Origin of the sequence: Nocardia sp. FDAARGOS_372 (genome assembly GCF_002554515.1) — a bacterium.
GTDB classification, from domain to species: domain Bacteria; phylum Actinomycetota; class Actinomycetes; order Mycobacteriales; family Mycobacteriaceae; genus Nocardia; species Nocardia farcinica.
The window spans coordinates 3,264,895-3,287,763 of record NZ_PDDW01000001.1 but is presented as its reverse complement, the minus strand read 5'-3'; the positions used below and the strand labels follow the sequence as shown (position 1 = coordinate 3,287,763).

The window sequence follows — 22,869 nt, the reverse complement described above, 5'->3', positions numbered from 1 at the left end:
CACCTTACTCCAGAGTAAGAAGGGCGTCGAGTCGTCCCCGGCAAGTGTGACGGCGTCCCGGTGGATTCTTTCTGAAACAAAGGCACTTCAGAAGCTGTCGGATTCGGCTACCGTGTCGGCACCTGTCCCCCGAAACGGAGGTCTTGACCATGAAACGTATTGTGCTGGCGGCCGGTATCGCCCTGGCCGCCGGAATCGTGTGCGCGCCAGCGCATGCCGAGCCGGGCCTACCGCTGGTGCCCGCCGATGTCGACGTGGACCCAGGCGGTCCGCAGGTCGACTTCGGGTCCGGCGGACCCATCTTCGATCTGGGCTCGGGCGAGGGCGGCGCGGGTGTCGACCTCGGTTCGGGCGAGGCGCAGTTCCCGCCGACCGGTTCCGGCGGGTCCGGCTCGGCCTCGGGCTCGGGCGGCAGCGGCTCGAGCGCGGGCTCGGTACAGCTGCCGACCGGTTCGGCGGGCTGACCGGTCGCGCCGTGGCGCCGGTCGGGGGCGCCGCGACACCCGGGCGAGCCGTCGATGGGGGCGGTTCGCCCGGGGTCAGTCCCGGGAAAGCCGGGAGAGCACGGCCTCGTGCAGCAGGCCGTTGGTGGCCACCGCGTCACCACCGTGCGGGCCGGGCTGCCCGGACAACGCGGTGAAGCGGCCGCCCGCCTCGCGGACCAGGATGTCGAGGGCGGCCAGATCCCACAGCGAGACCTCCGGCTCGGTGGCGATGTCCACCGCGCCCTCGGCGAGCAGGCAGTAACTGAAGAAGTCGCCGTAGCCGCGCACCCGCCACACCGCGTCGGTGAGGTCGAGGAACCGCTCGCGCAGGCCGCGCTCGCGCCAGCCCGACAGACTGGAGAAAGCCAGGCTGGCCGCGTCCAGCTCGCCGACCGCCGAGACGGTGATCGGTCGCGGCGCGCCCGGGTGGAAGCTCGTCCACGCCCCCGACCCGCTCGCCGCCCACCAGCGCCGGGCGAGCGCGGGCGCGCTGACCACGCCCACCACGGGCACGCCGTCCTCGAGCAGGGCGATCAGGCTCGCCCAGATCGGCACGCCGCGCACGAAATTCTTGGTGCCGTCGATCGGGTCGATGACCCACTGCCTGCCGCGGAACTCCGCGTCGCCGCCGAACTCCTCGCCGAGGACCGCGTCGTCGGGGCGCGCGTGCGCGAGCAGGCGCCGGATGGACTCCTCGACGGCCAGGTCCGCGTCGGAGACCGGGGTGAGGTCGGGCTTGGCGTCGACCTTCAGGTCGATGGCGCCGAAGCGCGCCTTGGTGATGGCGTCGGCCTCGTCGGCGAGCCGCAGCGCGAGTTCCAGATCGGAGGAGTGAGCAGCCACGGCCGCCAACATTATCCGGTCACGCCACCGCCGCCGCCCGCGCCCGCACCAGCGCGCTCGCCCACCAGTGCAACTGATCGAACATGGCCTTCGCCGCGGCCGCGGGCTCCTCGGGGTCGCGCAACCCGCCCTGTTCGTCGAAGAGCAGGTAGTACCGCGGGAACGCGACGTAGTTGCGCACCGTGTGCGCGTTCAACTCGGTGAACACCTGGCGCAGGTGCTCGATGGCCAGCAGGCCACCGCTGGCGCCGCTGTAGCCGACGAAACCGATCGCCTTGGCGTCCCACTGGGTGAAATGCCAGTCGATGGCGGCCTTCAGTGCCGCCGGGTAGCTGCGGTTGTAGTCGGGCGTGACGATCACGAAGGCGTCCGCCGCCGCCAACCGCTCGCTCAGCTCCCGCATGCCCGCCGGGCGCGGCGGATCGGGTTCGAGGGCGGGTGGGGTCGCCGGCAGCGCGTGCGGCAACTCCATCTCCGCCAGATCGATCACGTCCACCTCGAAGCGGCCGTCCGCGACCGCCTGCTCGGCCGTCCATGCGGCGACGGTCGGGCCGAACCGGCCTTCCCGGACGCTGCCGATGATCACCGCGAGCCTCAATGCCGACATCTCGTGTTCCTTCCCCTGTCCGGCGGTCGCGCCGGTCGCGTCCGCCGCTGTCGAGACTGCCGACGGCGGCGCCGACCAGGGAGACCGCGGTCAGGGTGGTAGTACGAGGGCCACCCTTCCGGCGCCGCGCGCTTGTACCGTTCCAGGGGTGAGCGACAACGAGTTGGGTCTGTTCCTGCGGTCCCGGCGCGAAGCCGTCGAGCCCGCCCGGGTCGGCCTGCCCGCGGGCCCGCGGCGCCGCACCCCCGGCCTGCGGCGTGCCGAACTGGCGACGCTGGCCGGGGTGAGCGTGGAATACCTCACCCGGCTCGAACAGGGCCGCGACCGCAGGCCCTCGCCCGCGGTGCTGTCGGCGCTGTCGGACGCCCTGCGGCTGACCCCGAACGAGCGGGTGCACCTGTATCGCCTCACGAAGGCGAGCGACCCGGGCTTCACCTGCACGGGGCAGCAGCCGGCCGCCCGCGAGGTGCGTCCCACCGTGCGCGCCCTGCTCGACCACCTCGATCCGGCCGCCGCGGCGCTGTTCGACCAGACCGGCGTCGTGGTCGCCGCCACCACGGCCTACCGCAGGCTGATGGCGCCGACCGGGCTCTTCGACGCCGACAACGACGGCCACCTCGCCTGGTACGTCTTCGCCGATCCGCGAGCTCGCGAGCTCTACCCCGACTGGTCGCACGTCGCCGATCAGTGGGTCGCCACCCTCAAGCAGGGGCCGTTCCGCGCCGATCCGGCCCTGGCCGCGCTGGCCGACCAGCTCACCGTGGTGGCGGGCGCGGAGTTCACCGACCGGGTGGCGTCGGTGCCCGGCCTGCCCGCCGCGACCGGCGTGATGCGGATGCACCATCCCGAGGTCGGCGCGTTGCGGCTGGCCTACGAGACACTCGACCTCTCCGCCGACGACGCGCAACGGCTGGTCGTGCACCTGCCCGCGGACGAGGCCACCGCCGCGGCCCTGGACACCCTGGCCGGGCGGCGTCCCGGTGGCCTGCGCGCGGTCTCCGGGTGAGCGGTTTCACCGGCTCGCGGGGGACCGGTAGCCTTGGAGATCGTGCATCCTGACGTTTCCGCTGATCTCGCCGAACTCGACGCCACCCTCAAGACGGTCGAGTCGGTCCTCGACATCGAGGAACTGCGCCGCCGCATCGATGAGCTCGAACACCAGGCCGCGGACCCGGACCTGTGGAACGACCAGGACCATGCCCAGCGCGTGACCAGCGAACTCTCCCACGCGCAGGGCGAGTTGCGCCGGGTCGAGGATCTGCGCAGGCGGCTCGAGGACCTGCCGGTGCTCTACGAACTCGCCGAGGGCGAGGAGGGCGAGGCCAGGACGGCCGCGCTCGAGGAGGCCGACGCCGAGCGCGCCGCGCTGCACAGCGACGTGGAGGCGATGGAGGTCCGCACCCTGCTCTCGGGCGAGTACGACAAGCGCGAGGCGCTGGTCAACATCCGTTCCGGCGCCGGTGGCGTGGACGCCGCGGACTGGGCCGAGATGCTGATGCGCATGTACATCCGCTGGGCCGACCGGCACGGCTACCCGGTGGAGGTCTACGACACCTCCTACGCCGAGGAGGCCGGGATCAAGAGCGCCACCTTCGCGGTGAAGACCCCCTACGCCTACGGCACTCTCTCGGTCGAGATGGGCACCCACCGGCTGGTGCGGATCAGCCCGTTCGACAACCAGGGCCGCAGGCAGACCTCCTTCGCCGAGGTCGAGGTGCTGCCGGTGGTGGAAACCACCGACCACATCGAGGTGCCCGAGACCGAGATCCGCGTCGACGTCTACCGTTCGTCGGGTCCGGGCGGCCAGTCGGTCAACACCACCGACTCCGCGGTGCGCATCACCCACATCCCCACCGGCATCGTCGTGACCTGCCAGAACGAGAAATCGCAGCTGCAGAACAAGATCTCGGCCATGCGCGTGCTGCAGGCCAAGCTGCTCGAACGCAAGCGGCAGGAGGAGCGCGCCGAGATGGACGCCCTCAAGACCAACGAGGGCGCGTCCTGGGGCAACCAGATGCGGTCGTATGTGCTGCACCCGTACCAGATGGTCAAGGACCTGCGCACCAACTACGAGGTGAACAATCCCTCGGCCGTGCTCAATGGTGACATCGATGGCTTCATCGAGAGCGGCATCCGCTGGCGCATGCGCGAGAGTCAGGCGAGTTAGCCTGCGGCGGAGCGGCTTTCGATCGACGGGTGGATGATGTCGGTGACCTCGGATGCCCGCGTGGACGAGTCGCCGCGGCGCGAGCGGGGTAGCCTGTCTGGCGTGTTTGTTCCGGATGGTGTGACGCGGCAGCGAGGGGCGCGGTGACGGCGCTCGCCTCGGCCGCCGAGAACACGGCCTGGTTGCGTTCCAACGGCCTCGAGATCGTGCTGCTGATCCTCGGCGCGATGCTGTTCAGCCGGTTCGCGACGTACGTACGCGACCGGATCACCGCGAAGATCGACGCCGGGTTCCGCGGCGGCGACGCGCTGGTGCGCACCGAGGCCGCCAAGCACCGGCACGCGCTGGCGCAGGTGCTCACCTGGGTGGTGCTCACCATCGCCTACGTGCTGGTGGGCATGGAGGTGCTGCAGCGCCTCGGCTTCCAGGTGACCGGCCTGGTCGCGCCCGCGGCCGTGCTCGGCGCCGCGCTCGGCTTCGGCGCGCAGCGCATCGTGCAGGACATCCTCGCCGGGTTCTTCCTCATCACCGAGCGCCAGTACGGCTTCGGCGATGTGGTGCGGATCGCGGTCACCGGCTCGGCCGAGATGGCCGAGGGCACGGTCGAGGACGTGACCCTGCGCATCACCACGCTGCGCAACGCCGACGGCGAGGTGATCACCGTGCCGAACGGGCAGATCGTGAAAGTGACCAACCTGTCCAAGGATTGGGCGCGCGCCGCGATCGACGTGCCGGTGGCCGCCAGCGCCGACATCACCCGGGTCAACGAGATCCTGCACAAGGTAGGCGCCGAGGCCTTCCGTGATCCGCGACTCGAGCCGCTGCTGCTCGACGAGCCGACGGTGATGGGTTTGGACGACCTCTCGGTGGATCAGATGAACATCAGGATGGTCGCGCGCACATTGCCGGGCAAGCAGTTCGAGGTGGGCCGCGAGCTGCGGGTCCGGGTGGCCTCGGCACTGCGCCGGGAGGGAATCAGTGAAACTGCGTAAGAAGACCGAGCTTTTGGACGTGAAGCCCCGCAAGTCGACCGCGATCCTGGTCGCGGCCTGGATCGCGACCTTCGTGCTGTACGTGTTCGTCAAGCCGGACCAGCAGGTCGCGACCAAGATCTCCCCGATCAGCGGCACCACCCCGGCCGTGGTGAACAACAACACGGTGCCCGCCTCGGCGAACACCGGGCAATCGGGCCCGTAGCGGCCGCGGGGCCCGGTCGGCCGCCGCGCCCGCTGGCTACACTGGCTCCCCGTGATCACCATGCGGAACGTCACCAAGTCGTACAAGACCTCGACGCGACCCGCGCTGGACAACATCACGGTGGATGTGGACAAGGGCGAGTTCGTCTTCATCATCGGACCGTCCGGTTCCGGGAAGTCGACCTTCATGCGGCTGCTGCTCAAGGAGGAGTCGCCGACGGCCGGAGAGATCCGGGTCGCCGATTTCCGGGTCGACCGGTTGCCCGGGCGCAAGGTTCCCAAGCTGCGTCAGCGGATGGGCTGCGTGTTCCAGGACTTCCGGTTGCTGCAGCAGAAGACGGTCCAGGAGAACGTGGCGTTCGCGCTGGAAGTGATCGGCAAGCGGCGTCAGGTCATCGAGCGCACCGTCCCCGAGGTGCTCGACATGGTGGGCCTCGGCGGCAAGGCCGACCGGCTGCCCAGCGAGCTGTCCGGTGGTGAGCAGCAGCGCGTGGCGATCGCGCGCGCGTTCGTGAACCGGCCGCTGGTGCTGCTGGCCGACGAGCCGACCGGCAACCTCGACCCCGACACCAGCGGCGAGATCATGCTGCTGCTCGAGCGCATCAACCGCACCGGCACCACGGTGCTGATGGCCACCCACGACAACCACATCGTCGACGCGATGCGCAGACGGGTGGTCGAACTCGATCACGGCAGGCTGGTGCGCGACGAGGCGACCGGCGTCTACGGGGTGGGGCGGTAATGCGCGGCAGCTTCCTGCTCGGCGAGGTCGTCACCGGCCTGCGCCGCAACGTGACCATGACCGTGGCGATGATCCTCACCACCGCGGTCTCGCTGGCGATGCTCGGCGGCGGCCTGCTGTCGGTGCGGATGGCCGACAAGACCGAGCAGTACTTCACCGGCCGGCTCGAGGTGCGCTTCTACCTCGACGAGAACATCTCCGACAACGACCCCGACTGCGCCGCCGACCCGTGCAAGACCCTGCTGGCGGACATGAAGGCCACCTCGGGCGTGGTGAGCGTGCAGTTCCTCAACCGCGCGGCCGCCCTCGAGGAGGCCAAGAAGCTGTTCGAGGACCAGCCGGAGATGGTGCAGTACATCTCCGAGACGCCGCTGCCCGCCTCGATGCGGGTGAAGATGACCGACGGCGGCCAGTACGAGCACATCTATCAGACCTTCGCCGACCGCGAGGGCGTGCGCACGGTCGCCAACGATCGCGAGTTCGTCGACCGGCTGCTGCGGTTGTTCGACGGCCTGCGCAACGCGGCCTTCGGCCTGGCGGTGGTGATGGCGCTGGCGGCGCTGCTGCTGATCGCGAACATGATGCAGATCGCGGCGTTCACCCGCCGCACCGAGGTCGGCATCATGCGCCTGGTCGGTGCGACCCGCTGGTACACCCAGCTGCCGTTCCTGCTCGAGGCCGTGGTCGCGGCGGTGATCGGGTCCCTGCTGGCGATCGCCGGGCTGCTGGTCGCGCGTCCGCTGGTGATCGACCGGGCGCTGGGGCCGCTGTTCGACAGCAATGTGTTCCCCCGCATCACCGGCGACGACATCGCCGTGGTCGCGCTGACCATCGCACCGGTCGGCGTGCTGGCCGCCGCGGTCGCGGCCTATGTCACGCTGCGCTACTACGTGCGGGAGTGAGCGAGTTGTCCACCTGTGGACAACTCGGGGTGTGAGCCGGGAAACGGACGCCGTCCGGGGCGCGGGTGTCGGGCGGCGCTCGTAGGATGGGCCGCGTGGATCACCCCGACGCCTTCTCGCCCGCCACGGACGCCCCCTCCGGGGCCGGAATCGGTGCGGCACAAGAGGTTCTGCGGCGCGTCTTCGGGTACGACAGCTTCCGCGGCGACCAGGCGGCCATCGTCGAGCACGTCATCGGCGGTGGCGACGCCCTGGTGCTGATGCCGACCGGCGGCGGCAAGTCGCTGTGCTACCAGGTGCCCGCGCTGGTGCGGCCCGGTGTCGGGGTGGTGGTCTCGCCGCTCATCGCGTTGATGCAGGACCAGGTCGACGCCCTGTCCGCGCTGGGCGTGCGTGCCGGCTTCCTCAACTCCACCCAGTTCCCCGACGAGCGCGCCACCGTCGAGGCGCAGTTCCTGGCCGGGGAGCTCGACCTGCTCTACCTCGCCCCGGAGCGGCTGCGGCTGGAGTCCACCGCGCGGCTGCTCAACCGTGGCAAGGTCGCGTTGTTCGCCATCGACGAGGCGCACTGCGTCGCGCAGTGGGGCCACGACTTCCGCCCCGACTACCTGGCGCTGTCGATGCTGCACGAGCGCTGGCCGGACGTGCCGCGCATCGCGCTCACCGCCACCGCCACCGAGAAGACCCGCGACGAGATCATCCACCGGCTCGACCTCGGGTCGGCGCGCCGCTTCGTCGCCAGCTTCGACCGGCCCAACATCCAGTACCGCATCGAGCCGAAGAACCGCGCCGAGCGGCAACTGCTCGATTTCATCCGCACCGAGCACCCCGGCGACGCGGGCATCGTGTACTGCCTCTCGCGCAACTCCGTGGAGAAGACCGCCGCCTTCCTGAACGAGAACGGCATCGGGGCGGTGCCGTATCACGCGGGCCTGGACAACCGCACCCGCGCGGCGAACCAGTCCCGGTTCCTGCGCGAGGACGGCCTCGTGGTGGTCGCCACCATCGCCTTCGGCATGGGTATCGACAAGCCGGACGTCCGCTTCGTTGCCCATCTCGACCTGCCCAAATCGGTGGAGGGCTACTACCAGGAGACCGGTCGCGCGGGCCGCGACGGACTGCCCGCGACCGCGTGGATGGTCTACGGCCTCAACGACGTGGTGCAGCAGCGCAAACTCATCGACTCCTCCGAGGGCGACGCCGCGCACCGCAGGCAGTTGCAGCTGCATCTGGACGCGATGCTCGCGCTGTGTGAAACCGTGGACTGTCGCCGTGCGCAACTGCTGGCCTACTTCGGCCAGCACGGCACCGGCTGCGGCAACTGCGACACCTGCCTGAATCCACCCGAGTCCTGGGACGGCACCGTGGCTGCCCAGAAACTGCTCTCGGCGGTGCTGCGGCTCGACCGGGAACGCGGCCAGGCCTTCGGCGCGGGCCACGTGCTCGACATCCTGCTCGGCAAGAAGAACCCCAAGGTGCTGCAGTACGACCACCACGAGCTGACGGTGTTCGGTGTCGGTGCCGATCTGCGCGACACCGAGTGGCGCGGCGTGGTGCGACAACTCCTGGCACAGGGGTTGCTCGCGGTGCGCGGCGACTACGGGGTGCTGACGCTCACCCCGGCCAGCGAGGAGGTGCTCTTCGGCGGCCGCAAGGTGATGTTGCGGCGCGAACCCGAGCGCCCGGTCAAGCAGGCGCGCGGCGGTAAGGCCGCGCGCGCGGTGGTCGCCGATCTGCCCGCCGCCGACGTGCCGGTGTTCGAGAAGCTGCGCGAATGGCGGGCCGCCACGGCCAAGGAACAGGGGGTGCCCGCCTACGTCGTCTTCCACGACGCGACGCTGCGCGAGATCGCCGCGCGCAAGCCGACCACGCTGGCCGAGCTCGGCGGCGTCGGCGGCGTCGGCGAGAACAAGCTGGCCAAGTACGGTCAGCAGGTGCTCGACGTGCTCGCCGCCGCATGAGGCCGGCGGCGTGCGCCCGGAGCGCGGGACAGGCCAGGATGGGCGAGGATGTGCGGGACGTCGACGGGTGGAGGGCCGGGGATGAGTGAGGCACAGGGCATCGGGCGCCGGGAACTGCTGACCGGCGCGGCGGCGCTCGCGGCGGGCGTCGGGCTGGCCGGGCTCACCCCGGCCCAGGCCGTGCCGGTCGACGCGGGCGTGCAGAAGTTCGGCTTTCCCACCGGCCGCTCGGTGCGGGTGCTCGTCACCGGCGACGCGGGCACCGGCACCCGCACCCAGTGGGCCGTCGCCGACGCCGCACGCGCCTGGCACGCCCGCGAACCCTTCGGCATGGCGCTCGGCCTCGGCGACAACATCTACGAGACCGGCCCGAACAGCGGCGACGACATCCAGTTCGGTGCCAAGTTCGAGCAACCCAACACCGGCCTGGACTTCCCGTGGGCGATGGTGCTCGGCAACCACGACACCAGCTCGATCCTGCCCGGCGACGGTGGCTGGCTGCTGCGCGGCAATCACGAGGTCGAGTACCACGCCGTCTCACCCCGCTGGTGGATGCCGAGCCGGTACTACTCGGTGCGGGTGTCCGACCCCGACCCGGTCGTCGAGTTCTTCGTGCTCGATCTCAACCCGCTCGCCGCCTACATCCCGCCGATCCTCTCGCCCTACTGGTCGGTGGACGGTCAGTACATGACCGAGCAGCGCACCTGGTTCGACCGCGCGGTCGCCGAGTCGCCCGCGCGGTGGAAGGTCGTGTGCACCCACCACCCGTACCTGAGCAACGGCCCGCACGGTAACGCAGGCCGCTACGAAGGGCTCACGCTGGAGCCGATCAACGGCGTGCACGTACAACGCTTCTTCGCCGAACACGTCCTCGGCGCCTGCCACTTCATCCTGTCCGGCCACGACCACTGCCTGCAGGTGCTCGACCCGGGCCCGGCGGCCAAGGGCACTCGCCAGATCGTCTCCGGCGCCGCCGCCAAGACCGTCGGCGCGCTACCGCGCCAGGTCGAGGGCGGCACCCCGGCGCTGTTCGAGAGCTACCACCAACTCGGGTTCATGGTCATGGAATTCGGACCCGCGAGTGTGGATCTGCGTGTGGTGACCGTGGATCCGGCCACCGCCGCGGGCACCGAGGAATTCGCCCGCCGCATCGCCTGAGTGGTCCGGGTTACATCACCGAATCACAACACCCGGTGTGGTGGGCAGGCGCGGTGCCCCCGCCGGGCGTTACCGTGCACGCATGGCACCCGGTGACGCCCCCTCCGACGGCGGAGGTTCGGAAGCATCCAGCCCCACCGCACCGCCCGACGCCCCCGCCCCGGCACCGCACGGCCCCCTCGACGCGGCCGTGGAGTCGGTGTGGCTCGGCCGCAGACGCGGGCCGCGCAGGCTGGGCAGGCCGCGCCTGTCGACGGTGCTGATGGTGGCCGCGTTCGCCGGCGTCCTCGTGCTCTACCTGCTGGTGCGCCCCGGCGGCTGAGCCCGGCCCGCCGGGGGAATAATTCGGTTGCCGCGTCACTTAGAGTTGACCGTTATGAAGGAGAAGGGGCGAAAGGTCATCGCGACCAACCGCCGGGCGCGGCACAACTACACGATCCTGGACACCTACGAGGCCGGGATCGTGCTGGTCGGTACCGAGGTCAAGAGTCTGCGCGAGGGCAAGGCCTCGCTGGTGGACGCCTTCGCGACCGTCGACAACGGCGAGGTGTGGCTGCGCGGCCTGCACATCCCCGAGTTCAGCCACGGCACCTGGACCAATCATTCGCCCCGCCGCGTGCGAAAGCTGCTGTTGCACAAGCGCGAGATCGAACGGCTGGTCGGTAAATCCCGCGAGGGCAACCAGACGCTGGTGCCGCTGTCGATGTACTTCTCCGACGGCAAGGTCAAGGTCGAGCTGGCGTTGGCGCGCGGTAAGCAGGACTACGACAAGCGCCAGGATCTGGCCCGCCGCACCGCCGAACGCGAGGTGACCCGTGAGCTGGGCCGTCGCGTCAAGGGCATGCGCTGATCCTCAGAGCCGCGCGCACGGCCCGGAGAAGGTGATGCGCTCGAGCGTCGGACCACGGTAGTCGGCGGCCAGCGTGCGCGAACCCAGCGGTGCGTCCGGGTCCGGCACACTGATCACCGCCCGCTCCGCGGCGAGGTCGGGCCGGTCGGTGCCGTAGCGCCGCTGCGGTGCCATGCCCTCGGAGTCGACCGTCAGGCCGCTCAACGCCCGCCGCAGCGCGGGGCGGGTCAGCGGGCCCTGCGCGGCCGCCGCGGTGAGCAGTTCCTTCATCGGATACGAGGTGGCCCAGCCCAGGTTGTAGCCCCAGTTCGCGGGCGGTTCGGTGGTGGCGGCGCGGGCCTTGGCCGCCCCCGCGCTGTGCCCGTCCCAGCCGTCGAACGGTGAGGTGTAGTTGTAGAGGGCGGTGATCGCCTCGGCGGCCGGAGTCCGCAGCAGGGCACTGTTCCAGGTCGGCGTCGAGCCGAGGAACCGGCCCTCGTAGCCGCCCGCGACCAGCTTGCCGATGATCTCGGCGGCCTCGACCGGGCCGGTCGCCAGTACGACCACGTCCGGCTTGCTCGCCAGGATCGTCGCGACCGGCCCGTCCTGGTTGCCGACCTCCGAGTTCGGGCCGGTGTCGATGCGGGCGGTGACCGGGATGCCGTTGGCCGCGGCCCAGCGCATCGCTCCGCTCGCGTAGTCACCGCCGTAGTTGCCGCGATAGGCGACGATGCCGATCCCGCTGGGCAGATAGTGGGCGTCGCTGAACCAGTCCAGCCCGAGCACCGCCTCCGCGCAGTAGGAGAAGCCGTAGTCCAGCACCAGGTTCCGGTCGGTGTCCGGGTACTGCCAGCCCGACCACAGCGTGCCCGCGCCGGTCACCACCCCGGCGGCTTCCATCTCCGGCAGCACCCCCATCGTCTGGGCGGTGCCGAAACTCATCGCCAGCGCCAGCACGTGCGGCTCGATCCGCGCGTACTCGGCCCGGTGCCGCTGCGGGTCGTAGCCGGTGTTCCTGGCGTAGGTGCTGATGTCCACCTCGCGGCCCGCGATACCGCCCGCCGCGTTGACCGCGTGCCAGAACGCCCGCTGTCCGTCGTGGATGGAGGACCCGAGCGCGGTGAACGGACCGTCCGCCAGATCCGACAGCACCCCCAGGTAGATGCAGCCCTTGGACTCGTCGAGTGCCTGGGGGCACGGCGCGTCGGTGACGCCGGGACCGGCCTGCTCGGCCGCGTCGGTACACCCGGTGACCAGCGCCAATCCCAGAACCGAACCGATCACGGCGGTGTGGAACAGACGGTGGCGCCGGCCGATGGTTCGCATCAGTCGCTTCCTACTCCGGCCGCCGGATGGCTGGGTCTCGCCGGTGGCCGATTCGAGAAGATACCCGGCGGTAGCCAGCGGTGGGTACCGGTGTGACATCTTTGTGATTCGCGCCAGGAACGGCCCTGTCCGGCCCCCGTTGCCGAGCCGTTCGCCGGCCCCGCATCGTGATCGGCACCACGCCCCGCCGCGGCGAAAAACCGGGATGATCCGGGCGGCGTACGATGTTAAAGTAACTAGCCCGCAAGGTGCGGGCACGTACGGGGCTGAACGGTTTCGACTGCGTACGTTGATTCAGGGGAAGCGTGTCGGTGCAGGCAAGAGACCACCGTAAGCGTCGCTGCAACCAATTAAGCGCCGATTCTCATCAGCGCGAGTACGCTCTCGCTGCCTAAGCGAAGCGTCTCTGTCGGCCCGGGATATGCCCTCGGTCCCGGTGCCGGCATCAGCTAGAGGGCTCACCGTCCGCCTCGGTCGCGGAGACGGACGGGACATCCAACAGCGACTGGGATCGTCATCTCGGCTTGTTCGCGTGACCGAGAGATCCGAGCAGAGACACAGCGAACTGCACACGGAGAAGCCCTGAAGACGCGGCGGAGGACCCGGGTTCGATTCCCGGCAGCTCCACTCGAGGGCCCCTCACCCGAGACCCAGGTGAGGGGCCTTTTTCATGCCGTGACCCCCGCAGACCAGGTCGTTTGCCGCGCTCGTCGGACCCCCGGCGGCGGAGACCACCGGACCGCAGGGGAATTGAACCGCCCATTCTCATTCCGGGTTGGTGAGGCGCGCCAGCACGATCCCTCCGACGATCAGCGCCAACGCCATCATCCGGCCGGCGCTGAGCGGGTCCTTGTGCACCACCACTCCCAATCCGACGGCCCCCACCGCTCCGATCCCGGTGAACACCGCATACGCGGTCCCCACCGGCAGGGTGCGCATGGCCAGTGACAGCAGGTACACGGCGGTGGCGGCGAGGGCGAAGCAGAGCAGGGTCGGTAGTGGGCGGGTGAAGTTCTGGGTCGGTTTGATGCTCTGGGACCAGGCGATTTCCACGAGGCCCGCGAACGCGAGCAGCAGCCAGCTCATCGGTATTCCTTGCCGAGTCGACGGGCGGTGTCGAGGGCGCCGGCGTAGGAGGCGTCGTGTTCGGCGCGTCGGGCGGCCAGTGCCGGGTCCTGGCGCGCGTTGGCGAGTTCGGCGGTGACGAACACCGTGTCGGTGACGGCGAAGTGGCCGGCGAAGAAGTCGCGCAGGTAGCGCTCCTTGTGGTCGAACGCGGCTTTGGGAGCGCCGGGGGAGTAGCTGCCGCCGCGGGACGCGGCGACGACGAAGCGGCGCGGGGCCAGCGACATCCGCGGGAAGGTGACCTGATCCAGCCAGGCCTTGAGCGCCGCCGGGATCGAGTAGTTGTACATCGGTGTGCCGATCAGCACGACGTCGGCGGCGAGCAGTTCGGCGAGCAGTGGTTCGACGATCCGCCAGGCCGCGGCCTGGGCGGGGGTGCGGACGAGGGTCGGGAGGGCGGCGAGGTCGGTGCCGCCCGCGGCGAGCACGGCGTCGCAGATCTCGGTCCACGCCGCATCGATGAAGGGGACGGGATCGGCGGCCAGGTCGCGGTGGATGTAGTGGCCGTTCGGTGCGGTCGCGCGCCAGGAGTCGGCGAAGGCGGCGCCGATGTCGCGGCTGATCGATCGGCGACGGGGGCTGGCGTCCAGATGCAACAGGGTGGGCATGGAGGAACCTCTCGATTAAGTGGACATCGCGTCCGTTTAGAGCGTAGAGATCAACCGGACACGTCGTCCACTTATTCCCGGGTTCGGCTACAGTGCGGACATGGACATTCGCGCCGACCTCCTCGCCGAGCAGGCGGGGGGCATCGCCGAGCGGGCGGACGCGGCGCGCAACCGGGCCAGGATTCTCGCCGCCGCCGCCGACCTGTTCGCCACCCGCGACCCGCGCGGCGTCACCATGGACGACATCGCCAAAGCGGCAGGCGTCGGCCGCGGCACGCTCTACCGACGCTATCCCGATACCGGGGCCATCGCGGTCGCTCTGCTGGATCGGCACGAACGCGCCCTGCAGGAACAGTTGCTGCACGGCGAGCCGCCGCTGGGCCCCGGCGCGGCACCCGCCGACCGGCTGGCCGCGTTCTATCGGGCGATGGTCGATCTGCTCGACGCGCACGCGGCGCTCGCGCTGGGCGCCGAGAGCGGCGGCGCGCGTTTCCGCACCGGCGCGTACGGGTTCTGGTCGGCCCACGTGCGGGTGCTGTTGACCGAAGCCGGTGTGCCGCAGCCGGATTCGCTCGTCGACGTGTTGCTGGCCCCGCTCGCCGCGGAGGTCTACCTGCATCAGCGTGCGCGCGGGCTGGCCTCGGAGCAGATCGCCGCGGCGTTGACCGCGCTCGCGCACGGCGTACTCGGCCCGGCGTCGGAGTGAAATCCCGCGCTCAGCCGTGCTGCGGGCGCACCGTCAGGATCTGCTCGGCTCGCCCGACCGGACCGTGGATGTCGTGCAACACCGTGCTGGTCAGCCCTTGGCCGTCGGCGCCCCAGGTGACGGTGGTGTCCAGCCCGGTCCACGGTCCGCTCGGCTGCCGGTACAGGTGGATGGTGAGGTCGACGTTGGGGAACATCCATTCGCGCGGGTCGCGGCGCACGGCGATGCCGTTGGCGGTGTCGACCAGGGCGAGGAAGGAGGCCAGGTCGCTCGCCTTCTCGTCGGCCACCAGGTCGACGGGAGTCGAGACCCAGGCGGCGGTGCGGCCGGGCCGCGGCGGCGTCACCGGGCGGGCGTCGAGGGCGGCGATGTATCCACCGGGCCACACCGAGGACAGCGGCCACGGCTCCAGCGTCTCCGGATGCGGCAGCGGGTCGGGCGCGCCGCCCGCCACCGCGGCCGTGTCCACCGCGGTGAGCAGCCAGACGCGGGCGGTGACGGTGGGTCGTCCGCCGATCACCGCGGTGGCCTGCACCAGCTCGATGGTGCGGCCCGGGCGGACCACCTCGACCTCGATATCGAACTCCTCGACCCCGATCCGGCCCAGGATGTCGTAGCTGATGCGGCTCATCAGCAGGGCCGGTCGCTGCTGGTCGGCGCGCACCCGCTCGATCTCGTGCAGCAGGAGTCCGCTGATCGGGCTGAAGTGCTGCTCGTCGGCGGACCACGCCCCGCCGGTGCGGGCGGTGGGCACGAAGCGGTGTGCGCCGGTGCGGCGGAAGAAGTGATCGGGCTCGGTGGTCTCGGTCAACGGAACGCCCTTTCCGGTGAGTGGGATGCCTCTCCATCCTCTCGCACGGACCGAGCAGTTTGATTGCTGGAATTGCGCTGACGTCCGGGATCGGCGCAATATTCTTCCGTGGACACGCTGGATCGGGCAATAGTCGAGGAGTTGGAGCGTGACGGCCGCCTCACCAACGTGGAGCTGGCCGCTCGCGTCGGTCTCACCCCCGGCCCGTGCCTGCGCCGCGTGCACCGGTTGGAGGCGGCGGGCGTCATCCGTGGCTACCGCGCCGTCGTGGATCCGGAGCGCCTCGGCCGCGCCTTCGAGGTGCTGCTCGACCTCTCGCTCGAAAGCCACGACGCCCGCACCACCGAGCATTTCGAGACCACCATGCGCGGCTTCGCCGAGGTGCGTGAATTGCGCAGGCTGTTCGGCACTCCCGACTATTTCGTGCGCGTCGCCGTCGCCGACCTCACCGCCTACGAGCGCTTCCTCAGCAGGCATGTGATGACGATCCCGAAGGTCGAGCGGGTGGTTTCCCGTTTCACCATGAAGACCGTCAAGCAGTTGGATTGACCGCGACGCCCAGCGACAGCGCGGCAAGGTATTTCGGCCCGCCGGGCTGGTAGAAGGTGTCCATCTCGCGGATGGTGAAGCCGGCCGCGCGGATCAGCCGAGGGATGTCGCGGGCGAGATGGCAGCCGGCGAAGGCGCGTCGCTGGAACGGGTCGAGCCGTCGCTGCCACCGGTGCACGCGCGGGTCGGGCGCCTTGCCGTGCTCGACGAAGTGAAAGGCGCCGCCCGGCACCAGCACCCGGCGGATCTCGGCGAGCGCCGTCTCGACCTCGGGGATGCTGCACAGCGTGAAGGTGGACAGCGCGCAGTCGAAGGTGCCGTCGTCGAAGGGCAGCGAGCGGCCGTCGAGTCCCGCCCGCTCGACGGGAATCCTGCTCCGCGCGAGCTGTTTGCGGGCCAGTCGCCAGGCCACCGCGGCCGGGTCGATCCCCGCCACCCGTTCCACGTCGTCGGGGTAGAAGGGGATGTTGAGCCCGCTGCCGAAGCCCACCTCGAGCACCCGCCCGTGCAGGCCGGCGCAGGTGCGTTGCCGGAGCGGATCATGGTCTTTCGACCCGCACACGGCGTGGAAGATGCGCGGCACGATCTGGTCGGTGTAGAAGCCCATGCGGTCACTGTCGCCGCCGGGCCGGGCCGCGGTCTTGCAGAAATGTTCCCGCCGGTCACGCTGTCGCGAGCAGGCCGGGGGTGAGGCCGGAGAAGGCGGTGACGTCGCGGTGCAGGTGCGATTGGTCGGTGTAGCCGCAGCGGGCGGCCACCTCGGCCGGCGGGTGTCCGGCCAGCAGCAGGTCGAACGCGCGGCGGAAGCGCACCACCATCGCGGCCCGTTTGGGGGTCACGCCGACCTGGGCGGTGAATCGCGACCACAGGCGTTTGCGGCTCCACCCGGTCGTCTCGGCCAGTTCCGCGATCCGCACCTGCCCGTTGCGGGTGAGCATGGTGTGCCAGGCGGCGGTGACCTCCGGGTCCATCGACCGTCCGGTGTCGTGGCCGGCCAGGAAGTCGGTCGCGAGCGCGAAGCGTTCCGGCCAGGTCTGCGTGTCGCGGAGACGTTCCCGCAGCCGCCGGGCGGGTGCGCCCCAGAGGTCCTCGGCGCTCGGCACGCCGTTGAGTTCCGACGGCGCCGCATCGAGCAGGGCGTAGGCGGTCACGGGCGAGAGCCGCAGCTCCAGACATTCCAGCGCCGCCGTCCGGACCCGGTGCGGTGCGGGGGCCAGCCCGGCCACCAGGCTGTCGACCGTGCGCGGTGCGGCGTCCTCGGCCACCGACAGGGGGTGGTCGCCGAGATCGATCACCACCGTGACCGCCGACAGCGCGGCCACCTGCATGTCCAGTCCGCCGGTGCCGCGATCGTGGAATCCGCTCATCCGCACGCCGGGCAGTGCGGCGGTGGTCGGGCGGGTCAGCTCCCAGCCCTCGCCCAGTTCGCGCTCGCAGACGATAGGCCGCACGGTTTCAGGCTAGGACCGCGGCGCCCGGGTGGACAACGTCACCGCGGGGGCGCCTGGTTCCCGACCGCATCGCCGGCGGCGAGGCCGACAGCGATGGGATACCAAAGCGGTGGTGCGGGTGCGAGGATGGGCCGTATGGGGTTCGAGTCGGAGTCCGACCGGGTGACGCGGCAGTTGCGCGACCAGATCGTCGGGGGCGTGCGGGCGCCGGGAAGCAGGCTGGTCGAGCGCGAGCTGGCCGCCGAGCTGGGCGTGAGCCGGTTGCCGGTACGCGAAGCGCTGCGCGTGCTGGTCGCCGAAGGACTGGTGACGGCGCGGCCGCGGAGCTGGGCGGTGGTGCGCGAATTCACCCCGGCCGACGTCGCCGACCTGCTCGAGGTGCGCTCCGCCGTCGACGTGCTGGCCTTCCGGTTGGCCGCGCAGCGGGCGACCCGCGCCGGACTCGCCGAACTGCGCGCCGTGCTCGACGAGGAACAGGCGGCCGCCCGCGCCGGCGACGCCCCGCGCGCCCGCCGCGCCGCCGCCGATTTCCACGAGACCGTCACCCGGCTGGCCGGCAACGACCTGCTGCTCGAACTCGAGGCGACATTGCGCAGCCGGATGCGCTGGCTGCTCGGCAGACACGACGACCTCGGCCTGGTCGCCGACGAACACGAGCGGCTGTACGCGGCGATCGCCGCCCGCGACACCGCGCGCGCCGAGGCACTGGCGGTGGCGCACATCGAGACCAGCCGCGGCTTGGCCGCGCGCCGGGCGGACACGCGAGCGACCGGCCGGACCGAGCGGGATCGCCCGGCCTGAGACCCCGCTACCCGGCGAGGCGCGCGGCCAGCTCCGCGTGCAGAGCCCGCATCTCCTCCTCGAACAGCGGATCCGGTCCCGCGACCGGCACACCCGGCGCCACCGTGCCGATCGGCAGCGCCGCCACCGGCCCGGGCGGCATCCCCCACCCCGCCCGCCACCGCGTGAGCTGGGCCGAACTCACCGCGTACACGATGCGGCCCAGCCCCGCCCAGGCGTGTGCCGCGCTGCACATCGGGCAGTGCTCCCCGGAGGTGTAGACCGTGCTCGCGGCGCGCTCGGCCGAGGACAGATGGGTGCCCGCCCACCGCGCGATCTCGAACTCCGGATGCCGGGTGGGATCGCCGGAGACGATCGCGTTGCGCGCCTCGAACCGCACCTCGCCCGCCCCGTCCACCAACACCGACCCGAACGGTTCGTCCCCCTCCGCCAGCGCCGCCCGCGCCAGTTCCACACATCGGCGCAGGTGAGCGCGGTCCGCCTCGGTGATCGCGGCTGTGTTCGTCGGTTCACTCATGAGCCCAGGATAGCGTTTGGTATACCAAAAGTGTCTTGCCTGTGGCGGGCCCGGCACCGGAGCGACACCGAGCGCCGAATGTCGGGACACGCCGTGTCCGTGGGCGGCGGCGACGCCGGTCACGTTAGCGTTGGCCTGCCCGAACGCCGCACGGACGAGGAGACGACGTATGCCGGTGACCCGTCGCAGGTTCATGGCCGCCGCCGCGGCCGGTGGCGCTGCCGCGCTGCTCGGTGCACCGGGCGCGCACGCCGCGCCGCTGACGGTGGTGGAGCCGGGGGATCTCCGGTACGTCCCGCTGACCCTGCGCGGCTACAACCGCCGCTTCGTCGCCCGGCCCGCCCGTATCTTCCTGCCCACCGACACCGAGCAGGTGCGCGAGGCGGTGCAGCGGGCGGTGGCCGACGGCACCCGGCTCGCTGTGCGCTCCGGCGGGCACTGCTTCGACGACTTCGTCGACAGTGCCGAGACCCGCGCCATCGTCGACCTGGGCGGTATGACCGAGGTGCGCTGGGACGAGACCCACCGCGCGTTCTCGGTCGGCGCGGGCACCGAGATCGGCGCGGCCTATCGGGCCCTGCGGGAGGGCTGGGGCGTCACGCTGCCCGCGGGCATCTGCCTCGGCGTCGGTCTGGGCGGGCACGCGACCGGCGGCGGTTACGGCCCCCTCTCGCGGCGGCACGGACTGGTCGCCGACCACCTGTTCGGGGTCGAGGTGGTCACCGTCGACGCCACTGGCACCGCGACCGTGGTGACGGCCACCGCCGACGGACCGCACCGCGACCTGTGGTGGGCGCACACCGGCGGCGGTGGCGGCAACTTCGGCGTGGTGACGCGCTTCCTGTTCCGTTCGCGCGCCGCCGACGGTGCCGACCCGCGCACCGCGCTGCCGAAACCGCCCACGGCCCTGCTGCATTCGCGGCTGGTGCTGCCCATGCTCGGGGAAGCCGATTTCCTGCGGTTCCTCGGCAACTACCTGGCCTTCTTCGAACGGCACAGCGCGCCGGGCGATCCGTTCGACGGTCTCTACGCGCCGCTCAGCTTCCGCACCGTCGGCACGTCCTTCGCGCAGCTGCTCATCCTGCTCGACGCCGAGAGACCGGACGCGCGAGCACGTTTCGACGAGTTCGTCGCCGCGTTGATGGACGGCGTCGGCGCGGTACCGGTCGTGCAGCCGGTCGCCACGCTGTCGTATCAGGACACCGTCGGCCAGGTGTACTACCCGAAGGGGCCGACCCCGCCACGGGTGAAGGTCAAGGCCGCGTTCCTGCGCCGCGCCTACAGCACCGACCAACTGCGCACCCTGCACCGGCACCTGCTCGATCTCGCCGCCCTCGGGGAGACCGAGGTGGAGTTCCTGCCGCTGGGCGGCGCCGTCAACGCCGTCGCGCCCGATGCCACCGCGATGCCGGCCCGCGACTCCTTCATGCAGATGCTCATCCACGCGGCCTGGCGGCTCCCCTTCGACGACGAACGCCACCTGAGCTGGTCCCGCCAGGTCTTCGCGGACCTGTACGCGGACACCGGTGGCGTGCCGGTCCCGAACGACCGCAACGGCGGCTGCTACATCAACTACCCCGACCCGGACCTCGCCGACCGGCAATGGAACGACACCGGAGTGCCCTGGCACCGCTTCTACTACGGCGACAACTACCCCGAGCTGCTGCGCGTGAAGCAGACCTGGGACCCGACCGGCGTGTTCCGGCACCGGTTGGCGGTCGGCGAACCCGACTGAGCCGCTCAGACCAACGCGAGCACCCGGCACGGCCCCCCGGTGCCGCCGACGTGCTTCGGCGCGCCGACCACCACGGTCGCCCCGCTCGGCGGCACCGTCGCGAGGCCGGCCAGCATCTCCACCCCGTAGCGGCCCGCGCCGAGCACGACGGTGTGCGCGGCGTAGTCGCGGCTGCGGCCGTGGTCGAGGCTGAGCGTGTCGACGCCGAGTCCCACCACGTCGTGCTCGGCGATCAGGTGCTCGGCCGCCTCGGGCTCGATGCCGGGTGCGTGCGGGGTGCCCGCGGGGTCGAGGTTCAGGAAGGCGGCCGGGTCGCCGAGCCGGTGCTCCCACCCCGAGTACACGGCGACGAACGCGCGCGACGGGATCGGCCCGTGCGCGCGCTGCCACCGGTCGAGGTCGGCGACGGTGAGCGCGGCGTCGGGGTCGGTGGCCGCTCGCGCGCTGATGTCGACGACGACCAGGGGCGCCACGAGGTCGCTCGCGGGCACCCGGTCGGTGCTCGCGCCGTCGGGGATCCGGTGCACGGGCGCGTCCAGGTGCGTGCCGGAGTGTTCCCAGTAGGCGAGCGCGTTCTGGGCGAACCCGCCGGAGGCGTGCCAGGAGACCGGGACGACGGTGAACGGCGGCGTCCCCGGCCAGGTGGGCAGGGCGGGGCCGAGCGGATGCGTCAGATCGACGACCCGCGCACCCGCTGGAATGCCCGGAGCGGGCTCGGCCCGCGCGGGCGCCGCCGTGACGGCCAGCGCCGCCGCACCGACGGCGCCGAGGAAGCCGCGCCTGGTCGGCGCCGCGGCACGGTCGTGCGCGATCTGGACGATCTTCGGAGCACACATCGGGGAATCGGCCTCCGGGAGACGACGGTGCGGGCGCAGTGACCCTACCGCCGGTGCGGCCGCGGTGGCGGCAGCACGACCGCACCGGGAGTTATCCGACGGCAACTGCCTGAGCAGCGGGGATCGGGTGACTGCCGTCGAAGCGCGGCCGGCAGGTCGGTATAGTCGCCGCGGATGAGTAGTCTCCCCCGCGAGGATGTGCCGATGCCGTCGAACCGCCGTGTCGGGCGTTCGGTGTGGCTCGTGCCCGCGCTGCTCGTCGTATTCGCCTGGCTGTGCATGACGCTGCCGTTGTGGCCGTTCGAGGAGATCACCGGCGGGTTCATCGACCTGCAGGTCTATCGCCTCGGCGTGGAAGCGCTGCGGCACGGCGGGGACATGTACGGCCAGCTGCCGCAGACCACCATCGGCATCGGCCTGCCCTTCATCTATCCGCCGTTCGCGGCCCTGGTGCTCGCGCCCTTCGCGCTGCTGCCCTGGGACATCGCGGCGTTCTCCTTCTTCGTCACCTCCACCGCCGCACTGGCGCTGACGCTGTACCTGGTCGCCCGCCGGGTGTGGCCGGGGGAGACCGAGCGGCGCACCGCCCTGTTCGCCACCGCCTGCGCCCTGCCGTTGGCGATGCTGCTCGAACCGACCCGCTCGACGCTGGACTTCGGCCAGGTCAACCTGCTGCTGATGGCGCTGGTCGCGGCGGACTGCCTCACCGAGAAACCGAAGTGGCGGCGCGGCATGCTGATCGGTCTGGCCGCCGCCATCAAACTGACCCCGGCCGCCTTCGTGCTGTACTTCCTGGTCCGCAAGGACTACAAGGCGGCCGTCACCGCCGCGATCACCGGCGCCGCCGCCACCGCGCTGAGCTTCGCGGTGCTGCCGAGCGCGTCGATGAAGTATTGGTTCGGCGGCCTTGGCAATGTGGACGGGCTCAGCGGCTCGGCCTTCCACACCAATCAGTCCATCCAGGCGGTGCTGGCGCGGCTGCGGGTGCCCGAGCCCGCGTTCACGCTGATCTGGCTGGGGTTGGGCGCGGTGGTGCTGGCGCTGGTGGTGGCGGCCATGCGCCGCGCCGCCGAGCTGCCCGCGCTCGCGTTGGCGATCAACGCGGTCTTCACGCTGCTGCTCTCGCCGATCTCGTGGTCGCACCACTGGGTGTGGATCGCGCCCGCGCTGTTCGCGATCGTCGGTTACGCGGTGCGGTTGCCGCTGCGCCGGGCGCTCGGGCCGTGCGCGGTCGCGACGGTCACGGCGGCGGTGTTCGTGTACGGGCCGCAGAACTGGCTGCCGAACGGGGAGAAGCGCGAATCGCTGTGGACACCCACCCAGCACGTCGTCGGCAACACCTACGTCTGGTTGAGCGTGCTGCTCGTCGTGCTCTATCTGCTCGCTTACCGGCGCTCCCGGCAGCCGCTCACCGCGCCCGGCGCGGCACCGGCCGAACTGCCGCAACCCCAGCCGGTCTCCTCCTGAGGCGGGCCGCGCCTCGCCGAGATTGGCGCTGCCTACCGCCCGGCGCG

Annotated in this window: 26 protein-coding genes and 1 other RNA gene; 17 read left to right on the top strand and 10 right to left on the bottom strand. The window is 71.2% G+C overall.

Annotated elements, in window-relative coordinates:
- Positions 1 to 149 precede the first annotated feature (149 nt).
- Positions 150 to 464, top strand: coding sequence for a hypothetical protein (locus tag CRM89_RS15835; protein ID WP_127516228.1), 315 nt, complete (start codon positions 150 to 152; stop codon positions 462 to 464).
- A gap of 75 nt (positions 465 to 539) precedes the next feature.
- Here CRM89_RS15835 and hisN read toward each other — a convergent pair whose 3' ends face one another.
- Complete coding sequence (gene hisN, locus CRM89_RS15830; RefSeq protein WP_060594664.1) at positions 540 to 1,340, bottom strand: histidinol-phosphatase; 801 nt, start codon at positions 1,338 to 1,340, stop codon at positions 540 to 542.
- Between the two features lie 7 nt (positions 1,341 to 1,347).
- Complete coding sequence (locus CRM89_RS15825; protein ID WP_060594665.1) at positions 1,348 to 1,935, bottom strand: NADPH-dependent FMN reductase; 588 nt, start codon at positions 1,933 to 1,935, stop codon at positions 1,348 to 1,350.
- A gap of 148 nt (positions 1,936 to 2,083) precedes the next feature.
- Here CRM89_RS15825 and CRM89_RS15820 point away from each other — a divergent pair, with 148 nt between their 5' ends.
- The 10 genes from CRM89_RS15820 to smpB all read left to right on the top strand — a co-directional run bounded on the left by CRM89_RS15820 (position 2,084) and on the right by smpB (position 10,911).
- Positions 2,084 to 2,941 (top strand): helix-turn-helix domain-containing protein, encoded by an 858-nt coding sequence (locus tag CRM89_RS15820; protein WP_098084717.1) that lies wholly within the window; start codon positions 2,084 to 2,086, stop codon positions 2,939 to 2,941.
- 42 nt (positions 2,942 to 2,983) lie between these two features.
- A complete protein-coding gene (gene prfB, locus CRM89_RS15815) occupies positions 2,984 to 4,102 on the top strand; it encodes a peptide chain release factor 2 (protein WP_011211023.1) in 1,119 nt (372 codons plus the stop codon).
- Between the two features lie 143 nt (positions 4,103 to 4,245).
- A complete protein-coding gene (locus tag CRM89_RS15810) occupies positions 4,246 to 5,094 on the top strand; it encodes a mechanosensitive ion channel family protein (protein ID WP_011211022.1) in 849 nt (282 codons plus the stop codon).
- The gene (locus CRM89_RS15805; protein ID WP_127516226.1) at positions 5,081 to 5,299 is read left to right on the top strand and encodes a hypothetical protein; all 219 of its coding nucleotides are present in this window, start codon (positions 5,081 to 5,083) and stop codon (positions 5,297 to 5,299) included. Before CRM89_RS15810 ends, CRM89_RS15805 begins: the two co-directional genes overlap by 14 nt.
- A 51-nt stretch (positions 5,300 to 5,350) precedes the next feature.
- Positions 5,351 to 6,040 carry a cell division ATP-binding protein FtsE gene (gene ftsE / locus CRM89_RS15800; RefSeq protein ID WP_011211020.1) on the top strand — a complete coding sequence of 230 codons (690 nt, stop codon included), beginning with the start codon at positions 5,351 to 5,353 and terminating at the stop codon, positions 6,038 to 6,040.
- Complete coding sequence (gene ftsX / locus CRM89_RS15795) at positions 6,040 to 6,942, top strand: permease-like cell division protein FtsX (RefSeq protein ID WP_011211019.1); 903 nt, start codon at positions 6,040 to 6,042, stop codon at positions 6,940 to 6,942. The genes ftsE and ftsX overlap by 1 nt, the downstream gene beginning before the upstream one ends.
- A gap of 95 nt (positions 6,943 to 7,037) precedes the next feature.
- Positions 7,038 to 8,903, top strand: coding sequence for a DNA helicase RecQ (gene recQ / locus CRM89_RS15790; RefSeq protein WP_098087012.1), 1,866 nt, complete (start codon positions 7,038 to 7,040; stop codon positions 8,901 to 8,903).
- Between the two features lie 81 nt (positions 8,904 to 8,984).
- Positions 8,985 to 10,061, top strand: a complete 1,077-nt coding sequence (locus CRM89_RS15785; RefSeq protein ID WP_098084714.1) for a metallophosphoesterase — start codon at positions 8,985 to 8,987, stop codon at positions 10,059 to 10,061.
- 82 nt (positions 10,062 to 10,143) lie between these two features.
- Positions 10,144 to 10,383, top strand: coding sequence for a hypothetical protein (locus tag CRM89_RS15780; RefSeq protein ID WP_011211016.1), 240 nt, complete (start codon positions 10,144 to 10,146; stop codon positions 10,381 to 10,383).
- 54 nt (positions 10,384 to 10,437) lie between these two features.
- Positions 10,438 to 10,911, top strand: coding sequence for an SsrA-binding protein SmpB (gene smpB, locus CRM89_RS15775; protein WP_041560354.1), 474 nt, complete (start codon positions 10,438 to 10,440; stop codon positions 10,909 to 10,911).
- Between the two features lie 3 nt (positions 10,912 to 10,914).
- Here the strand turns inward: smpB and CRM89_RS15770 are convergent, their stop codons facing one another.
- A complete protein-coding gene (locus tag CRM89_RS15770; RefSeq protein WP_098084708.1) occupies positions 10,915 to 12,216 on the bottom strand; it encodes an ABC transporter substrate-binding protein in 1,302 nt (433 codons plus the stop codon).
- 262 nt (positions 12,217 to 12,478) lie between these two features.
- Between CRM89_RS15770 and ssrA the strand changes: the two genes are divergently transcribed.
- Positions 12,479 to 12,846: a transfer-messenger RNA gene (ssrA, locus tag CRM89_RS15765) on the top strand.
- Between the two features lie 135 nt (positions 12,847 to 12,981).
- On the opposite strand, the gene CRM89_RS15760 is transcribed toward ssrA, so the two are convergent.
- Together CRM89_RS15760 and CRM89_RS15755 are read right to left on the bottom strand one after the other, a co-directional pair.
- The gene (locus CRM89_RS15760; RefSeq protein WP_011211013.1) at positions 12,982 to 13,302 is read right to left on the bottom strand and encodes a multidrug efflux SMR transporter; all 321 of its coding nucleotides are present in this window, start codon (positions 13,300 to 13,302) and stop codon (positions 12,982 to 12,984) included.
- Positions 13,299 to 13,949: an FMN-dependent NADH-azoreductase gene (locus CRM89_RS15755; protein ID WP_098084704.1), complete on the bottom strand. Its 651-nt coding sequence runs from the start codon at positions 13,947 to 13,949 to the stop codon at positions 13,299 to 13,301. Before CRM89_RS15755 ends, CRM89_RS15760 begins: the two co-directional genes overlap by 4 nt.
- Before the next feature lie 100 nt (positions 13,950 to 14,049).
- Here CRM89_RS15755 and CRM89_RS15750 point away from each other — a divergent pair, with 100 nt between their 5' ends.
- Entirely contained in the window at positions 14,050 to 14,655 is a 606-nt protein-coding gene (locus CRM89_RS15750; RefSeq protein ID WP_098084701.1) for a helix-turn-helix domain-containing protein, read from the top strand.
- A gap of 10 nt (positions 14,656 to 14,665) precedes the next feature.
- On the opposite strand, the gene CRM89_RS15745 is transcribed toward CRM89_RS15750, so the two are convergent.
- Positions 14,666 to 15,466 carry a thioesterase family protein gene (locus tag CRM89_RS15745; RefSeq protein WP_011211010.1) on the bottom strand — a complete coding sequence of 267 codons (801 nt, stop codon included), beginning with the start codon at positions 15,464 to 15,466 and terminating at the stop codon, positions 14,666 to 14,668.
- 108 nt (positions 15,467 to 15,574) lie between these two features.
- On the opposite strand from CRM89_RS15745, the gene CRM89_RS15740 reads away from it, so the two are divergent.
- Positions 15,575 to 16,015 carry an Lrp/AsnC family transcriptional regulator gene (locus CRM89_RS15740; protein ID WP_011211009.1) on the top strand — a complete coding sequence of 147 codons (441 nt, stop codon included), beginning with the start codon at positions 15,575 to 15,577 and terminating at the stop codon, positions 16,013 to 16,015.
- Here CRM89_RS15740 and CRM89_RS15735 read toward each other — a convergent pair.
- On the bottom strand, positions 15,999 to 16,622 hold the full coding sequence (locus CRM89_RS15735) for a class I SAM-dependent methyltransferase (RefSeq protein WP_098084698.1): 624 nt from the start codon (positions 16,620 to 16,622) through the stop codon (positions 15,999 to 16,001). The genes CRM89_RS15740 and CRM89_RS15735 overlap by 17 nt on opposite strands.
- Before the next feature lie 55 nt (positions 16,623 to 16,677).
- Entirely contained in the window at positions 16,678 to 17,466 is a 789-nt protein-coding gene (locus CRM89_RS15730; RefSeq protein ID WP_216641977.1) for an AraC family transcriptional regulator, read from the bottom strand.
- 135 nt (positions 17,467 to 17,601) lie between these two features.
- Here CRM89_RS15730 and CRM89_RS15725 point away from each other — a divergent pair, with 135 nt between their 5' ends.
- Positions 17,602 to 18,267 carry a GntR family transcriptional regulator gene (locus tag CRM89_RS15725; protein WP_228822042.1) on the top strand — a complete coding sequence of 222 codons (666 nt, stop codon included), beginning with the start codon at positions 17,602 to 17,604 and terminating at the stop codon, positions 18,265 to 18,267.
- Between the two features lie 7 nt (positions 18,268 to 18,274).
- On the opposite strand, the gene CRM89_RS15720 is transcribed toward CRM89_RS15725, so the two are convergent.
- Positions 18,275 to 18,784: a nucleoside deaminase gene (locus CRM89_RS15720; protein ID WP_098084692.1), complete on the bottom strand. Its 510-nt coding sequence runs from the start codon at positions 18,782 to 18,784 to the stop codon at positions 18,275 to 18,277.
- Between the two features lie 169 nt (positions 18,785 to 18,953).
- Between CRM89_RS15720 and CRM89_RS15715 the strand changes: the two genes are divergently transcribed.
- Positions 18,954 to 20,519 carry an FAD-binding oxidoreductase gene (locus tag CRM89_RS15715; protein WP_107646872.1) on the top strand — a complete coding sequence of 522 codons (1,566 nt, stop codon included), beginning with the start codon at positions 18,954 to 18,956 and terminating at the stop codon, positions 20,517 to 20,519.
- Positions 20,520 to 20,524: 5 nt separating this feature from the next.
- Here the strand turns inward: CRM89_RS15715 and CRM89_RS15710 are convergent, their stop codons facing one another.
- Complete coding sequence (locus CRM89_RS15710; RefSeq protein WP_098084689.1) at positions 20,525 to 21,355, bottom strand: cyclase family protein; 831 nt, start codon at positions 21,353 to 21,355, stop codon at positions 20,525 to 20,527.
- Between the two features lie 174 nt (positions 21,356 to 21,529).
- On the opposite strand from CRM89_RS15710, the gene CRM89_RS15705 reads away from it, so the two are divergent.
- Positions 21,530 to 22,822 carry a glycosyltransferase 87 family protein gene (locus CRM89_RS15705; protein ID WP_228822043.1) on the top strand — a complete coding sequence of 431 codons (1,293 nt, stop codon included), beginning with the start codon at positions 21,530 to 21,532 and terminating at the stop codon, positions 22,820 to 22,822.
- Positions 22,823 to 22,869: the final 47 nt, after the last annotated feature.

What these genes read in the sequence shown, in the direction of transcription:
- CRM89_RS15835 (WP_127516228.1), top strand. Translation starts at nt 150, where the DNA reads ATGAAACGTATTGTGCTGGCGGCCGGTATCGCCCTGGCCGCCGGAATC.
- hisN (WP_060594664.1), bottom strand. Translation starts at nt 1,340, where the DNA reads ATGTTGGCGGCCGTGGCTGCTCACTCCTCCGATCTGGAACTCGCGCTG.
- CRM89_RS15825 (WP_060594665.1), bottom strand. Translation starts at nt 1,935, where the DNA reads ATGTCGGCATTGAGGCTCGCGGTGATCATCGGCAGCGTCCGGGAAGGC.
- ftsX (WP_011211019.1), top strand. Translation starts at nt 6,040, where the DNA reads ATGCGCGGCAGCTTCCTGCTCGGCGAGGTCGTCACCGGCCTGCGCCGC.
- CRM89_RS15785 (WP_098084714.1), top strand. Translation starts at nt 8,985, where the DNA reads ATGAGTGAGGCACAGGGCATCGGGCGCCGGGAACTGCTGACCGGCGCG.
- CRM89_RS15780 (WP_011211016.1), top strand. Translation starts at nt 10,144, where the DNA reads ATGGCACCCGGTGACGCCCCCTCCGACGGCGGAGGTTCGGAAGCATCC.
- smpB (WP_041560354.1), top strand. Translation starts at nt 10,438, where the DNA reads ATGAAGGAGAAGGGGCGAAAGGTCATCGCGACCAACCGCCGGGCGCGG.
- CRM89_RS15770 (WP_098084708.1), bottom strand. Translation starts at nt 12,216, where the DNA reads ATGCGAACCATCGGCCGGCGCCACCGTCTGTTCCACACCGCCGTGATC.
- CRM89_RS15760 (WP_011211013.1), bottom strand. Translation starts at nt 13,302, where the DNA reads ATGAGCTGGCTGCTGCTCGCGTTCGCGGGCCTCGTGGAAATCGCCTGG.
- CRM89_RS15755 (WP_098084704.1), bottom strand. Translation starts at nt 13,949, where the DNA reads ATGCCCACCCTGTTGCATCTGGACGCCAGCCCCCGTCGCCGATCGATC.
- CRM89_RS15750 (WP_098084701.1), top strand. Translation starts at nt 14,050, where the DNA reads ATGGACATTCGCGCCGACCTCCTCGCCGAGCAGGCGGGGGGCATCGCC.
- CRM89_RS15735 (WP_098084698.1), bottom strand. Translation starts at nt 16,622, where the DNA reads ATGGGCTTCTACACCGACCAGATCGTGCCGCGCATCTTCCACGCCGTG.
- CRM89_RS15725 (WP_228822042.1), top strand. Translation starts at nt 17,602, where the DNA reads ATGGGGTTCGAGTCGGAGTCCGACCGGGTGACGCGGCAGTTGCGCGAC.
- CRM89_RS15720 (WP_098084692.1), bottom strand. Translation starts at nt 18,784, where the DNA reads ATGAGTGAACCGACGAACACAGCCGCGATCACCGAGGCGGACCGCGCT.
- CRM89_RS15715 (WP_107646872.1), top strand. Translation starts at nt 18,954, where the DNA reads ATGCCGGTGACCCGTCGCAGGTTCATGGCCGCCGCCGCGGCCGGTGGC.
- CRM89_RS15710 (WP_098084689.1), bottom strand. Translation starts at nt 21,355, where the DNA reads ATGTGTGCTCCGAAGATCGTCCAGATCGCGCACGACCGTGCCGCGGCG.
- CRM89_RS15705 (WP_228822043.1), top strand. Translation starts at nt 21,530, where the DNA reads ATGAGTAGTCTCCCCCGCGAGGATGTGCCGATGCCGTCGAACCGCCGT.